This is a genomic window from Rhodococcus sp. GB-02 (assembly GCF_053470465.1).
Genome location: NZ_JBPUKE010000001.1, coordinates 1,571,541 through 1,585,877 on the forward strand (window position 1 = coordinate 1,571,541; position 14,337 = coordinate 1,585,877).

General features: G+C 59.8%; 13 protein-coding genes and 1 pseudogene. 4 read left to right on the top strand and 10 right to left on the bottom strand.

Annotated features, from left to right (window positions below; translation table 11 throughout):
• Positions 1-190: 190 nt before the first annotated feature.
• Entirely contained in the window at positions 191-535 is a 345-nt protein-coding gene (locus ACSW29_RS07480) for a nitroreductase/quinone reductase family protein (protein WP_037129595.1), read from the bottom strand.
• Positions 536-773: 238 nt separating this feature from the next.
• On the opposite strand from ACSW29_RS07480, the gene ACSW29_RS07485 reads away from it, so the two are divergent.
• A complete protein-coding gene (locus ACSW29_RS07485; protein ID WP_075832430.1) occupies positions 774-995 on the top strand; it encodes an RGCVC family protein in 222 nt (73 codons plus the stop codon).
• Positions 996-1,103: 108 nt separating this feature from the next.
• Here ACSW29_RS07485 and ACSW29_RS07490 read toward each other — a convergent pair whose 3' ends face one another.
• Positions 1,104-1,706 carry a hypothetical protein gene (locus tag ACSW29_RS07490; RefSeq protein ID WP_308251492.1) on the bottom strand — a complete coding sequence of 201 codons (603 nt, stop codon included), beginning with the start codon at positions 1,704-1,706 and terminating at the stop codon, positions 1,104-1,106.
• A 23-nt stretch (positions 1,707-1,729) separates the two neighbouring features.
• Complete coding sequence (locus ACSW29_RS07495; protein ID WP_230816452.1) at positions 1,730-2,179, bottom strand: winged helix-turn-helix transcriptional regulator; 450 nt, start codon at positions 2,177-2,179, stop codon at positions 1,730-1,732.
• Between the two features lie 49 nt (positions 2,180-2,228).
• Here ACSW29_RS07495 and ACSW29_RS07500 point away from each other — a divergent pair.
• A pseudogene (locus ACSW29_RS07500) lies at positions 2,229-3,443 on the top strand (MFS transporter); the annotation flags it as partial.
• Positions 3,444-3,470: 27 nt separating this feature from the next.
• Here the strand turns inward: ACSW29_RS07500 and ACSW29_RS07505 are convergent.
• The 5 genes from ACSW29_RS07505 to ACSW29_RS07525 form a co-directional block, all read right to left on the bottom strand.
• On the bottom strand, positions 3,471-4,721 hold the full coding sequence (locus tag ACSW29_RS07505; protein ID WP_448276960.1) for an amidohydrolase: 1,251 nt from the start codon (positions 4,719-4,721) through the stop codon (positions 3,471-3,473).
• A gap of 98 nt (positions 4,722-4,819) precedes the next feature.
• Positions 4,820-5,242, bottom strand: a complete 423-nt coding sequence (locus tag ACSW29_RS07510) for a hypothetical protein (RefSeq protein ID WP_317828281.1) — start codon at positions 5,240-5,242, stop codon at positions 4,820-4,822.
• A gap of 165 nt (positions 5,243-5,407) precedes the next feature.
• A complete protein-coding gene (locus ACSW29_RS07515) occupies positions 5,408-6,802 on the bottom strand; it encodes an FAD-binding oxidoreductase (protein WP_448276961.1) in 1,395 nt (464 codons plus the stop codon).
• A gap of 122 nt (positions 6,803-6,924) precedes the next feature.
• On the bottom strand, positions 6,925-7,473 hold the full coding sequence (locus ACSW29_RS07520; protein ID WP_448276962.1) for a hypothetical protein: 549 nt from the start codon (positions 7,471-7,473) through the stop codon (positions 6,925-6,927).
• A 64-nt stretch (positions 7,474-7,537) separates the two neighbouring features.
• On the bottom strand, positions 7,538-7,981 hold the full coding sequence (locus tag ACSW29_RS07525; protein ID WP_448276963.1) for a hypothetical protein: 444 nt from the start codon (positions 7,979-7,981) through the stop codon (positions 7,538-7,540).
• 186 nt (positions 7,982-8,167) lie between these two features.
• Here ACSW29_RS07525 and ACSW29_RS07530 point away from each other — a divergent pair, with 186 nt between their 5' ends.
• Both ACSW29_RS07530 and ACSW29_RS07535 read left to right on the top strand, forming a co-directional pair.
• The gene (locus tag ACSW29_RS07530; RefSeq protein ID WP_448276964.1) at positions 8,168-9,865 is read left to right on the top strand and encodes a 3-ketosteroid-delta-1-dehydrogenase; all 1,698 of its coding nucleotides are present in this window, start codon (positions 8,168-8,170) and stop codon (positions 9,863-9,865) included.
• A 699-nt stretch (positions 9,866-10,564) separates the two neighbouring features.
• The gene (locus ACSW29_RS07535; RefSeq protein ID WP_448276965.1) at positions 10,565-11,371 is read left to right on the top strand and encodes a peptidoglycan DD-metalloendopeptidase family protein; all 807 of its coding nucleotides are present in this window, start codon (positions 10,565-10,567) and stop codon (positions 11,369-11,371) included.
• Between the two features lie 1,376 nt (positions 11,372-12,747).
• Here the strand turns inward: ACSW29_RS07535 and ACSW29_RS07540 are convergent.
• Positions 12,748-13,209, bottom strand: coding sequence for an Hsp20/alpha crystallin family protein (locus tag ACSW29_RS07540; protein WP_347873524.1), 462 nt, complete (start codon positions 13,207-13,209; stop codon positions 12,748-12,750).
• Between the two features lie 187 nt (positions 13,210-13,396).
• Positions 13,397-14,281 (bottom strand): MBL fold metallo-hydrolase, encoded by an 885-nt coding sequence (locus tag ACSW29_RS07545; RefSeq protein WP_448276966.1) that lies wholly within the window; start codon positions 14,279-14,281, stop codon positions 13,397-13,399.
• Positions 14,282-14,337: the final 56 nt, after the last annotated feature.

Genomic DNA, 14,337 nt, shown 5'->3' on the forward strand with positions numbered 1-14,337 from the left:
CGGTAATGTCCCGACAGGATCGGGTTGTCCGACCGATGTTCGACAAAAAAACCCGCGTCGAAGGGTGCGAGACCGAGTGTCGATTGCACAGGGTCAAAGGTCCCGACCGTCACGAGATCTGAATCACCACGATCTCGCGAGGCGGCGGGTGAGAGCTGAATATGATTGCGCCGGTGTCTGTTCGAGCCCGTCAGTCGACGGGAGCGAGTTCGACGGAGACGTAGACACCCTTGCCTTTTCGGTGTGCGAGTGCCTCGCCGGGGCGATCGATACCGTCCAGTTGGAGAACGATCGGACCTTGTTCCGGATAGAAATTGCGCCACCAACTCTTTTTGTCCGGCATGGCAACGCCGATTGTCACATGGTCACCTTTTCGTTTGTAGGACACGGGCGCGCTGAAGGTGCGACCGGACTTGCGTCCGACGTAGGTGATGACGGTCATTGAACGGCCCAGTAGTTTGCCTACGATAGGAGCACCGATCAGTGGTTGGACCACTACGTTCACGGCGGCGGATACACGTTGGAAAGTGTTCACGAGAAGCCCTTTCACGACGAATGCTGCACGAATTCGAATCCTGCACGGAAATGGTGTGTGCAGTAGTTCTATCCTGCTCGACCGGGATTGTCGCGTGGGCAGAAATTGGTACAAACCGGTGTGCCGAAGCGAGTAGCGTGGGGTACGTCGAGGGTCATTCGAATATGCGCGGTCAAGCCATGTCGTCCTCGACGCCAACCCGGTCTGTGGTCGAACGGCCGAGAACTGGAGCGCCTGTATGGCGTCGAACCCGTCCGATGTGTCGAATGCACGAGGGCAATCCGAGTCGACTGACGAGGATCAGAAAACACCGTCGATCTGCCCGGCGTGTCAGCACAGTATGGAATCCCACGATCCGCTCGGGGTTCGCTTCTGCGCAGTGACTGCCGACCGCGGTCTCGATCGAAAGTGCATCTGCGCTGCAGATCGCGAGGAAATTCAGCACTACTCGCGATACTGATCCGTCTGGGCATCACGTCCATTCCTTCGTCAAGATTCGACCGTCACCTCGACGACACTGCCCGCGCCACTGAAACGCGCCGCGGGTGAACCGCACTGAGGGACAGATTCAGCGTCGTCGCGACCACTTGCCGCGCAGAAGCATCAGTGCGGTAAGGGTGAGGCCCCACCCGATTGTGGACAGTGCGACGCCCACGCCTGCCTGTCCGGTGACATCGGTACTGGCGTCGATACTGAATGCTGTGGTGAATCCTGCAGCAGTGCCGGCAGCTGCAGTCAGACCGCCCGCCTTCATCCATCGCGAGCAATGTGCGGAACCGAAACACGCCAGAATCACTGTCAGTCCACAGGCAACGACCTGCCAGGTGGGGAACTGTGTCGGGGCAGGCAGGCCGGGGCCGCGGACTCCGCCTTTGTAGTCGGCTGACCAGCTGAGCCAGCCCACGCAAGACAGACCGCCCAGTGCAAAGGCCAATAGGCCGGTGCGCCACAGTCCTAGTGGGCCCGATCCCGTGTGCCCGGCGCCGTGGGCGGTCGTGGAGTGCTCCAGGCCAGTTCGTTCGGAACGCCAGATCGTCCAGATGATGCCCGCGCCGATGATTGTGGGCACGCCGACGAAGATGAATACAATCCAGAGAAACTGTGGCCAGGAAAACTCGAGATCGACAGTCATGATCGGAGTATGCGCGTACTTCGAATCCCGCGCGCTCATCTATCAATCTGGCGAGTTGCGAGTCAACCTTCCTCGACCTTCTCCACGTGTGTACTTGTAGGGTCCAGGTCGATATTCCGCGCGTTGATCAGTCGAAGCCTGGGAACCGGATCGCCCGTGGTGTCGTCGATCAAGATCGAGTGTGGCTCACCGTCATCGAAGGCGTGGCGCTCTCCCCACTGTCGCAGGCTGGTGATCACGATGAACAGATCCATACCGCGTTCGGTCAGGATGTACTCGTTGCGGGTACCTTGCGCGTTCGGTTGGACTTCGAAGATTCCCTGCTCGACAAGGACTTTGAGCCTGTCCGTGAGAATGTTCTTTGCGATGCCCAGGTTTCGTTGAAACTGACTGAATCTCGATGACCCGTCGAAGGCGTCACGCACGATCAACAGCGACCATCTGTCGCCGATGATGTCGGCCGCTCGGGCCGTCGGGCAGTGCGGGTCCGTCCATTGTGTGCGATCCGGCATCGAGTTCCTCATTGGTTGCGTTTTGAAACTGTATTGACGTAGCCTCCAAATGGTATCAAAACGCAACCAAGTTGAGGTGGAAGTGACTGCACGTCATGCTGTCGAGAACGCACGGGGCAGGTTGAAAATTCCTCGCGGACTTCGCCTGTTGCTCGCAGTGCTCTGCGGGGTCTCGGTAGCCAATATCTACTACGCACAGCCGCTCCTCGGGCAAATCGGCTCGGATCTTTCCATTCCTCCGGCCGGCTTCGGTTTCGTAGTCGCACTCGCCCAACTCGGTTATGTGGTGGGGTTGATCGTGTTGGTGCCACTGAGCGATCTCGTGAATCGAAAGAAATTGATCGCAATCCAGATCGTCTCTGCTGCAACGGGAACGATCCTTGTTGCTCTGGCCACCACGAATCTGCAGCTGTTGATCGGGATGGCGGTCGCAGGCACGTTCTCGGTAGTTGTTCAAGTCATAGTTGCCTACGCTGCGGCAATCAGTGACCCGGACGAGCGGGGCGCAAACATCGGTGTCATCACCAGCGGCGTTGTCGTCGGCATCATCCTCGCTCGGACTGTCGCCGGCGCAGTTGCGGATCTGGCAGGCTGGCGGGCGGTCTACGCGGGATCCACTTTCATTTCGGTACTGGTCGCGGCCGTCGCGTTGACGATGCTGCCGAAAGATCCTCGTTCGCAACCCGATAGGCGTTCGTACGTGCGCGCAATGGGGTCTGTCGTGACATTGACTCTTACGAACCGACTGTTTCGCACCCGGGCACTGATCGCCTTGTTCCTTTTTGCGTCCTTTGGTGCTTTGTGGAGCGGAATGGCCCTGCCGTTGAGTGAGGAACCATGGCGGTTGTCGACCACACAGATCGGGCTCTTCGGAATCGCAGGATTGGTCGGAGCATTGGGCGCGGTCGGTGCCGGCCGGTGGGCCGATCAAGGCAAAGCGCAACGCGTCACCGGGGCGTCGTTGGTCGTTCTCTTGCTGTCGTGGGTATTCAACGCGCAGGCGACGCACTCGCTGGTGTTACTCGTAGTCGGTGTTGTTGCGTTGGACTTTGCCGTGCAGGCTGTTCATGTCACGAGCCAGAATCTGATCGTCGCGAACACGCCGGAATCGTCGGGGCAGATCATCGGTAGTTACATGGTGTTCTATTCGTTGGGCAGCGCGGCTGGGGCGGTTTCCACCACTATGGTTTTCGACGCGGCAGGGTGGGGCGCTGCAAGTTTTCTCGGCGGCGCCTACGCGTTTGCGGCCTTGATCGCATGGACGGTCGATCGCTTGCGGACTCGCATTACCCTAGGGAGTTGGGAGCCACGTCCTGGCCGCGACGACCAAGGCGTTCACACCGATTGTCAGGGTCGGCTCGATCACGGGGGCGTAGTGCGGAGAGTGATTCGACGGCACGGTTCGCAAAGCCGGATCGGTCATGTCACCTGTCGTGAACAGTGAAGGGTCGGTACCACCCAACAGCCAGTACGACAGTGGCGCACCGGCATTGGTCGCGAGGACACCGACGTCTTCACTACCTGCGCCCGCGCCGGGGTCGAGAATCTTGTTCGTTCCCAACCATTCGGCAAAAGCATCGAGGGTCTTGTCCAGCGCTGCCGGATCATTGACGACGATCGGAAAGCGCTCAGTCTCGGTGATGGTCGGTGGGGTGGGTGCACCGGCGGTGGCCGCTTCGCCCCGGACGATGCGGTCGACGCTGTCGAGGATGCGTTGACGCACACCGGCGTTGTAGCTACGGATGTTGAGTTGGAGTTCCGCTTCACCGGGAATGACGTTGGCGGCATCTCCAGCATGAATGGAGCCGACGGTAAGGACCGCCGTCGCAGTGCTCGGCACTTCGCGTGAAATGACAGTTTGTAGGCGGAGCACGGTTTCGGCTGCCATGACCACGGGATCGACGGAGTTCTCCGGCATCGATCCGTGCGCGCCTTTTCCGACCAGTCGCACACGCAACGAGTCCGATCCCGCATACGAGGGGCCGGCGTGCCCGGCGATCGTGCCCGCCGGTAGCGGCGATACGTGTTGTCCGAGAACGATGTCGGGCCTCGGGAATCGCTCGAACAGTCCGTCGTCGACCATGGCTTGCGCACCCGCGCCAAGTTCCTCAGCCGGTTGGAAGACGAGGACAAGAGTGCCAGACCAGGTCCTCGTATCCTGCGAGAGGATCCGGGCCGCACCGAGTAAGCAGGTCGTATGCAGGTCATGGCCGCACGCGTGGCTGACCGAGACGGTCTTTCCCTGATCGTCGGCCGTTGTCACGGTGCTGGCATAGTCCAATCCGGTTTCTTCCCGAACCGGGAGGGCGTCCATGTCCGCACGCAGCAGCACTGTGGGGCCCGCTCTGTTCTTCAGGACTCCGACGACTCCGGTAGTCCCGACTCCGGTTGTGATGTCGAATCCCAATGCATGCAAATATTTTTCGACGATCTTGGACGTGCGATCTTCGTGAAACCCCAGCTCAGGGTGACTGTGGAGATCCTTGTAAACGTCGATCAAATCCAGATCGACTGCGATTGTTTCGTGCACTGACGAGGTCATGGGCGTCCTCTCGGTAGCGTCTTTTCAGGCTAACCGGGATGACGGGTCGGTAAACAGGAGCTTAGGCACCACCGCGTCCGTGATGCGGAGTTCTGGTGCTACGGCACGTAGAACGATGTGACACCTGGGGTGATGATGGATCCGGCAACAGACATCACGGCGACAGCGACTTGACCGGTCCCGGTCTGCACGATCGCCTCTGCCGGGACTCCGTTCAGACCGTCCGAGAGCCGAGCGGATCCCGAGGCCCCGGTCGAAAGGTTCAGCCAGCGTACTTCGGACGAGAGCAGGCATCCCCAGCGGTCTTCCTTGCCGCCGGTGATCGTCACCGTGCCGGGTTGTTCGTCGACTACAGCTACGCAGCGGACGGCGGGCGCGTCGAAGCTGCCGTTCGGGTTGCCGTACGGCGCAGGGTTGATCTGAAACGGAATGGTCACCGAAGCGGATGCGAGGGCTACCGGCGTCAGAGCCGAAACGATCACGACGGATGCGCAGACGCTCAGTCGGCGAACGAGATTCATCACGGAAGCCTCCAGCCATATCCAGGTGATTTGCTTGTATTCCCCGACATAACGTCTTGGTCGTAACTTCCCTTCTTGCACCGCTGTATTGAAGACGACAGCCTCACCATATCCGGTTGCACAGAAGAATTCAGGTACTCGTCGCTATTCGATACAGTAGCGGCCTCAGATGCCGTCCGTCGAGCCGATCGAGGGGATCAGAACGCGCGGGTTCAAGATGTTGTTGGGGTCGACAGCATTCTTGATGGTCCTGTTCAGTTTGCTGACGACGGGATCGAGCGAATTCGAAAGAGTATCTCGTTTATCCTGTCCTACACCATATTCTGCCGTTGCAGAACCTCCCAAGTTTCTCGTCAGTTCATAGATCTCTTGTCGTGCTGCAGAGGCGGCTTCCGCGGCGGCCTCGTCTCCGATGGGGTAGTTGAGGACTGGGTGCGTGAGCTCGTCAGCGGCGTGGGTGTAGCTGACGATGGTGGTGCTGTAGCGCTTTGCGATGTCGGCTATACCGTCGGTGAGCTCAGTGAGTCTGTCGATGGGTACCGCGACGTCGTCGCCGATGACCACCCCTTTCTGCTCGAAGGCCTCGTAAACGGCATAGCGGGGGCGGATGAACAGTTCGCCTTCGTCAGGGTCGTCGGTAGCGTATGTGGCTGTGGCTCGATGCTTTTCGCAGAGAGTGCTCATCAATTTCATCTCTGTCTCTGCGCCGTTACCGGCGTCGGATCGCCCGATCAGTAGTGCTCCGGCATCGGTGTCCAGTTCCATGTTGAGGAAGTCTTCCGCCACCTTGATAGCAGCGTTGTCGAGAATTTCGAGTTCTGAAGGGCGTATGGAACTTGTGATGTCTCGGACAGCGGCAACTGCGTCTGCCATCAGAGGAAAGAAGGCCACCAATGTGTGGGGAGTCGGAGGCTGGGGGATGAGTCGCAGCGTCAGCTCGGTTATCACACCGAGCGTTCCTTCACTGCCGACGAATAGTTTGGTCAATGCAAGCCCTGGGGTGTCTTTGGTCCGTTTTCCGCCCAGTTCGGCGACGGACCCATCAGGCAGCACAACCGTCATGCCCAGGGTGTAGTCACTGGTGACGCCGTATTTTATACAGCACGGTCCTCCTGCGTTGGTAGCGGCATTACCGCCGATGGAACAGATTTCATAAGACGACGGATCTGGTGGATAGTGCAAACCTTCGCGTGCGGCAGCAGCCTTGACGGCATTGGTGATGGCCCCTGGTTCGACGATCGCGGTTCGTGACGACACGTCTACTCGAATGGATTTCATTCGCTCGAGGCTGAGTGTGATAGCGCCGTCGACGGCGGTGGATCCGCCGACGACGCTCGTGCCGGCGCCCCGTGGAATGACCGGGACATTGTGACTGTTGGCGAAGCGCAAGGTTTCCTGGACATCTGCCGTCGTCGAAGCACGTACGACGGCGATCGGCGTGCCGGCTGCGGGATCGAAACTCCAGTCCTGCCGATAGGACTTGAGTAGATCTGGATCTGTGATCATCGCACCCGGCGACAATCGCTGGGCGAGCGTGTTCAAAGCGTCGACATTGACCATGATCTGGCTTCAGCCTTCCGATCCGAGATGTGAAACTCATTGTGTCCAAGGCATGTCCGTGGACCTAAGAGTTGAAAGTTAGTATCTCGAGTGCGGTTGAGATCCACCGAATGTGGCGCACGTCATATGTTGCTGAGGTCGGTCAGTACCTGATCGAAGGCGCCGGTACGTCCAGGTGTCACTACCTTCTGAAACAGTGTCAGGACACATTCGTCAAGGGTGTCCGTTGCCGTGAGGGTTCTTCTGGTGACGATACTTCTACCGGACCATCGCCCACGTTCCATGTGAGCCAATGCGATTCCGTCACGCCGGGCTGTTGCCTTTCGGCCCGATGAATGAACGAAGAGGTATCTTCTGCCCGCGATATCGACTTCGCACAGCTTGTTCTTGCGGCGCATGGCCTTTGGCTTCTGGTCGATCAGGGTCCCGATCGTTCCGTCGGACAATCGAAGTGATGCAGGTCGGCCTTTGCGGAATGTGAGCCTGGGTCGATCCTGCTCGGCTGTTGACGGTTTCCTCTTCCGCCCGTCGGCAACGCTCTCCAATCCGTCGTCGGGTGCGGGAATCAGTTCGCCTTGGACGCTCCCCGACGGATCGAATATCGATACGGCCGAACCACCTTCGGCAAGGTTCACGAACCAGCCGGTCTCTGTAGGGGTGTTCCATTTCATGTAGATGATTATTCTTCATCGGTGCCGAGGAACATCAGCAGATAGTCCGAGACGAGGATCGCGGTCAGGATTCGACAGTCACCTCGACGACGCCATCGCCGCCGTTGAAACGAACCGCCGGCCAGTACCCGTCCATGAAATGCAAGCCGCACGAGTCTGTCAGACCAAGGACGACGTGGTTGTCGGGAAAGACCTCGACGGACTCGAGCACCAAATCGCGCAGTGCATCGATCACTTCGTCCTGTGACGGAGCTTCTTCGCTGACAATCGCTTCGACAGCCAGACGATGAAGAGCCTGGTGCTGCTCGAAGACGTGGCGTAGGCGGGGAAGCATGCCGCGTACGGCGTCAGGCTCGAGTGAGTGGGCGATAAATCCGACGTCCCGCCCGTCGAGGCTGCAGGTCAGGCTGTAGTAGTCGTCGTCCAATCGCTCACCGTCGGACAAGATGTAGTGCCCGCGGACAAGGGTGCCGAGCGTTTCGTCAACGATGCCGGAGTCTGTCGTCACGAGAGCAGCCTAAAGGTCGACGAGGGCAAGGCGTAGTTCTGCTGAGACGGCCACAACGCCCGAACCGTGGCAAGAGCTGTTTTCGCCAATCCACTCGCAATGTCCCGCTGACTGGGCATCCGGAACCTTCTGCGCCGCGACTGCCTTAGCGTTCTACGTCGATAACCACGTGAAGGGATTTGTTCAATGGCTAAGAATCAGGCACCCCCCGCGACACAAGCCAAGGACATCGTTGTCGATCTACTGGTGATCGGGTCCGGTACCGGCATGGCTGCCGCCCTCACCGCGAACGAACTCGGCTTGTCCACGCTGATCGTGGAGAAGACGCAGTACGTCGGCGGTTCGACGGCGCGGTCCGGTGGGGCGTTCTGGATGCCAGCCAACCCGATCTTGGCGAAAGCCGGTGCGGGCGACACCGTTGAGCGCGCGAAGACATACGTGCGTTCGGTGGTCGGTGATACTGCGCCTGCCCAACGAGGAGAAGCCTTCGTCGACAACGGTGCGGCCACCGTCGACATGCTCTACCGCACGACGCCCATGAAGTTCTTCTGGGCCAAGGAATACTCCGATTACCACCCCGAACTGCCGGGCGGTAGCGCCGCCGGACGTACCTGCGAGTGCCTGCCGTTCGACGCGTCGGTACTGGGAGCGGAACGCGGTCGCCTGAGGCCCGGTTTGATGGAAGCCGGACTGCCGATGCCGGTGACAGGTGCGGATTACAAGTGGATGAACCTGATGGTGAAGAAGCCGAGCAAGGCTTTCCCTCGCATCATCCGCCGCCTGGCGCAGGGCGTTTACGGCAAGTACGTACTCAAGCGTGAATACATCGCAGGCGGTCAGGCGCTCGCCGCCGGCCTGTTCGCAGGTGTGGTCCAGGCCGGTATCCCGGTGTGGACGGAAACGTCGTTGGTTCGGCTCATCACCGAAGATGGCCGCGTAACGGGTGCAGTTGTTGTGCAAGACGGACGTGAAGTGACGGTGACCGCCCGACGCGGTGTCGTTCTGGCAGCCGGCGGGTTCGACCACAACATGGAGTGGCGCCACAAGTACCAGTCCGAGAGCCTCGGTGAGCATGAGAGCCTGGGCGCAGAGGGCAACACCGGCGAAGCGATCGAGGCAGCACAAGAGCTCGGCGCTGGTATCGGATCGATGGATCAGTCCTGGTGGTTCCCCGCGGTGGCAAGCATCAAGGGCCGCCCGCCGATGGTGATGCTCGCAGAGCGTGCGCTGCCCGGCTCTTTCATCGTCGACCAGACCGGTCGTCGATTCGTGAACGAGGCGACGGACTACATGTCGTTCGGCCAGCGCGTGCTCGAACGGGAAAAGGCTGGCGATCCGGCCGAGTCGATGTGGTTTGTTTTCGACCAGGAGTACCGCAACAGCTATGTGTTCGCAGGCGGTATCTTCCCCCGTCAGCCGCTTCCGCAGGCGTTCTTCGAGTCGGGCATCGCGCACCAGGCGAGCAGTCCGGCCGAACTCGCCCGCAAGGTCGGTCTCCCCGAGGATGCGTTTGCCGAGTCCTTCCAGAAGTTCAACGAGGCCGCTGCTGCAGGTAGCGATGCGGAGTTCGGTCGCGGCGGCAGTGCATACGATCGGTACTACGGCGACCCGACAGTGTCTCCGAACCCGAATCTTCGGCAGCTCGACAAGAGCGCCCTCTACGCGGTGAAGATGACGCTCAGCGATCTGGGCACCTGCGGCGGTGTGCAGGCGGACGAGCATGCACGCGTGCTTCGTGAGGACGGCAGCGTCATCGACGGCCTGTACGCGATCGGTAATACCGCGGCCAACGTATTCGGTCACACCTACCCGGGCGCCGGCGCGACGATCGGCCAGGGGCTGGTTTACGGATACATCGCCGCCCATCACGCAGCAGAGAAGTAGCGCAAACCATAGATGCACTAGCTAGTAGATCGACCTGACGGGAGATCAGCGCGCGTTTCCGATGCCGGAACGTGCACTGGTCTCCCGTTCGGCGTGTAGCAGCAATGCCAGCTGTATGTCCCATCTCGATAACGCTGACGTGCCGGGTGACCGAGGCGCGGTATCGTCTCCAGAAGTGATGTGAGGCACTGGGACTCTTTCACCAGATGCCGTGGAATGAAGTGGCGCCTGATATCGACCGGTCGGGTCGAAAGCGCAAAAACAGGTATGTACCCAGGTAATTCAACCGTGGTGTGGAGCGTCGTGAAACGACAGCGTATGAGGTGATTCCTCATCCGCAACGCAAGGATCTCCATGTTCCACCCCGTTTCCGACCAACCGGGTAGACACCCACCCTGTCGATCTTCGAACAACATGCCCTCAGTTCGGTCCGGCATTCGTCGTCCTCGATCAACGATCGATTCAGGCACTGCCTCGATGTAGAACCCGTATCTCCTGTGCTGTCACCAGGAGATACAGACCTGCGGGTCTATGCGCGCGATCGCGTTCGAGAGTGTCACCGTACTTCTCTCCATGGCGCAATCCGAAAATTTCACTCCAACGGAGTCTTGGTGCGATGCACCGCGTAGCTCAGCACGTCCTGAGTGCTGTCTGGCGGTGGAACCTGCGCCGGCTCCGAGCACATCATTCAAGGAAATTATGAGTAAGCACAGAAAACACAAGCCTTCCAGCACAAAACGATTCATCGCCGTAACTGCAGGACTGGGCGCCCTTGTGGGGGCCGGAGCAGTTGTCAATGCAGGTACGGCCGGTGCGCAAGGCTGGTCGGCGAGTTGCAGTTGGGAGTGGCCGGTAAGCGGATCACTTTCGCAGGGGTATCACGCAGGACATGACGGAGTCGACTTCGCTGTCAACGTCGGCACCGCGCTCCACGCGCCGACATCGGGCACGATTTCTGTTGCCGGACCAAATGATCCGGGTGGATACGGAACGTACATCCAGTTGGAAGCGGACAGTGGCGAGCAGATTCAGATGGGCCACCTCTCCGAAACATGGGTCGGTGTGGGGCAACACGTCGAGGTAGGCGACCAGATCGGGGCAACGGGTAACACCGGTAGCTCCACCGGTCCACATCTGCACCTCCGCATTCACAGTGGAGGCGCAGTCGATCCCATGTCCTTCCTGGGTTCGATCGGGGCGTGCGATACCGGGTCGAGTATTGTTCCCGCGCCCGCGCCCGTGCCGGCACAGGACGTAGCACCCGAATTTGCACCGGAACCGGCGCCTGTGCCCGTTGTCTACTCTGAGGCATCCGAATCTGCACCGGTAGAAAGCATTCCGGAGTCGGAGACTCCAGCGTCCGGCTCAGAGGTAGTCGTTGCAGCCGGTGATACATTGTTCGACCTCGCGGCAGAACGAGGTCTCACCTGGCAGCAGGTGTGGGACATGAATCCACAGATCGTCAATCCCGATCAGATCTTTGTGGGCGACGTAATCAACTTGTGAGAGTGAATAATTCGATACTGATCCGGGGATGAGTCAACGACTCGTACACGACCGGTTTCAGTACCCGAGTTAACTCCGAGTTCCACTTGGTGCGCGTGAGCGCTACAGCCGGGCCGTGCATTTCACGGTCCGGCTGTTTTTGCGCGCACCGAGAAGTGATTCCTACCGAAGTGCTGATGCGTGGTGGTTCGCTTCTTGGACAGCCGCAGCCAATCGCTGGGGATTTTGCCGATACTATTGAATCCGTGAACCGGTCCGCGATCACCTCCCTACGTCGACGTTGGTCAGATGAGGACGTCGATAATTTACGGGCGCAGCTGCTCGATCAGTCGCGGATCGTCAAGCCGCCCCACACTCTCGTCTCCCCATGGGCGGGGACCGACGATGGTCTGGTAGATGTGCGTGGCCTGTCTGCGGGTAGCGGTGGATTGGACATCCGGTATCTCACGTTGGAAGGGATTGATCTCAGTTTTGCTCGGGGTGTGATCTCCGTCTTTGAATCCGAATTATCCGACTGCCGTTTCGATTTCGTGGCGCTGACCGGACAATCCAGGTTCAGCCAGGGCAGTATCCGAAAATTCCGAGGAGACAGACGATCTCCTCCGGTTCGGTCTGCATCGGCTTCCGCTCGCCGAGTTTCCGAGGTTACGGTCGATGGCTACGATCATGGCTCACTACGACGGGCAGGACGAACTCGAGCGCGGCCTGGCAATCCTTCTGGAGGGTCTGGCGACGGCTTCGCCGCCGTCGAGTGCAGAAGCCTGACCACTGCCACGTTGGGTGGCGACATGAGACGACCTCGACGGCCACACAATTCAGGGGACCGACGAGGCCGGTGAACGCCAGTGAGGTCACTGACGTTTACATATTAACCGTACGTGTCACGGTTGGAGGGCGGCGGCGAGCTTCGTCCTGGGTGTGTGAGTGTTTCGTCCTGCTTCGCCCATTTCGGGCGGTTCTTCTCTCGAGTGCCGGCTGGTATGCGCAGATTGCACGGTGAACGACCTGCAAGCTGCGCGTGTGCAAAGACGCCTGAACGGCGCCTTCCGTCCGCCAGGATGAACGGACGGAAGGCGCCGTATCAGATGCGGGTGCCCGCATCCGTCGAGATCGGTCTGGGCCTGTCAGGGTTGAAATTCTTCATTGTGGGGATTCTCCGGCGGGCTGGTTGCGAGTATGCGTTTCCACCACTTTTGCCGCTGCGGGTCTTCGTTCCAGACGACCGGTTCGGCCAGGGTGGTGGCGGGGGCCATGGTTGTCGCGGACATAGTGGACCTCCTGGGATGAACGGTTCTTGTGCAGGCGATTTCGCACAATGCGCTGCAGAATCCTGCGGTGCGATCCCGATGTATGGGTAGCGCTACAGGCCGAACAGGTCAGGCCACGATCTGACCCTGAGCTTCTGACTCGGAGTTCGCAGTGCGGGACGGCGGCCCCGACGAGATTTCGATCCGCCTCGGTTTTGCCTTCTCGGCGATCGGCAAGGTCACGGTCAACACGCCGTTGTCGTATGAGGCGACGATCCGTTCGGAATCGATGTCCTCACTGATGGACAGCTGCCTTCTGTACGTACCCGTGAAACGTTCGCCGGCCAACCACGTCACTCCCTCTTCGGAGAGGGCACTGCGGTGCGCGGTCAAGGTCAGGGTCGAGCCGTCTACCTGTACGTCCACCGATCCTGGGTCGACGCCGGGAAGATCGGCATGCAGGACGTAGTGGTCATCGATCTTGTAGAGGTCCATTGGCATGAAGCGTGGACTTCGGTTACTACCGGTTCCGGTAGCAAGCAAGGATTTGGTGATCGCGTCGATGTCGGTGAAAGGATCGAAACGAAGCACAGCAACACACCTCCCGTAACGTCGAAGAAAGGTCACCGTCACCTCGACGGCGACCGAACTCACTGTGCGAGAACATGATAACCAACGAATCTGGCACTCTGCAACCTTGAGTGCCAGATCTTTTTCGGTGAACTTCGGTACGATTTTCGGAAGTATCCGAAAGGGCGCGATCAGTTCGCCAGGGATGTCAGAGGGTCCGGCGAAACACCTTGTTTTCGTCTACTGTGACGGCACCGGATGCGATGAGTCGTTCGAGGTGTAGCTGAGCTGTCCGTCGTTCGACGGCGTCGACGTACGGGGCCGATACGTGGGGGCGGTAGACGAGTCGATGAGCGACTATGTCTTCCAAGAGTTTTGGTTCGCCGAGGAATTGGAGGAGACGGTCTTCGCGGCTCAGTAGTTTGTCGCGGTAGGCAGACAACCGGCGACGGAACTCGTCGCTGCCCTCGACCACGCCTTTCTGGTGGAAGGTTCCGTACCAGCGTGCGTCGATCGTTGCGACGTGGTCGATGGAGTCGAGGAAGTCGTTGACGCTGCTACCCAGGTCGCCGTACATCGGGCCGAAGGAGGTGAGGTCGATGTCGGCGACGTAGAAGAAGCCGTCGGGTTCGACGAGGACCCCGCAGTGTCCGCGGGTGTGCCCTGGCAAATGAATGACTGTCGCAGTGCGGTCGCCGAGGTCGAAGGCGTGGCCGCCCGCGATCCCCGACACGTTCTCGTGGTTCGGGGGTATGCCGTATTGCGTATCAATCGACTGCTGGACCTCGACTCGTTCGTTCGGAGGAAGGCCGTAATTGGCGAGCATCGTGTCGAGGGATGCGACTGCGGGTGCGTCGAGGTGGTGCGCATAGGCCGGGGTGTCGAAATGGCGTAGTCCGGCGATGTGGTCCTCGTGGCCGTGGCTGACGAATACGAGATCTGCACCTACGGGATCTCGGTCGAGGGATAGCGAGGGGTCGATGACGAGCGTGCTTTCAGATCCGTGCACTACCACGGTGTTTCCGTAGGGGACGGCACCACCGTTCTCAGGAACCAGTACCGAGACCTTGCCGAATTCTGCAGGTGTGAACATCTTTCGCCTTCCTCGTGACGATCGTGTCGTGACGACACCGGCTTGCAGGCTCGAAT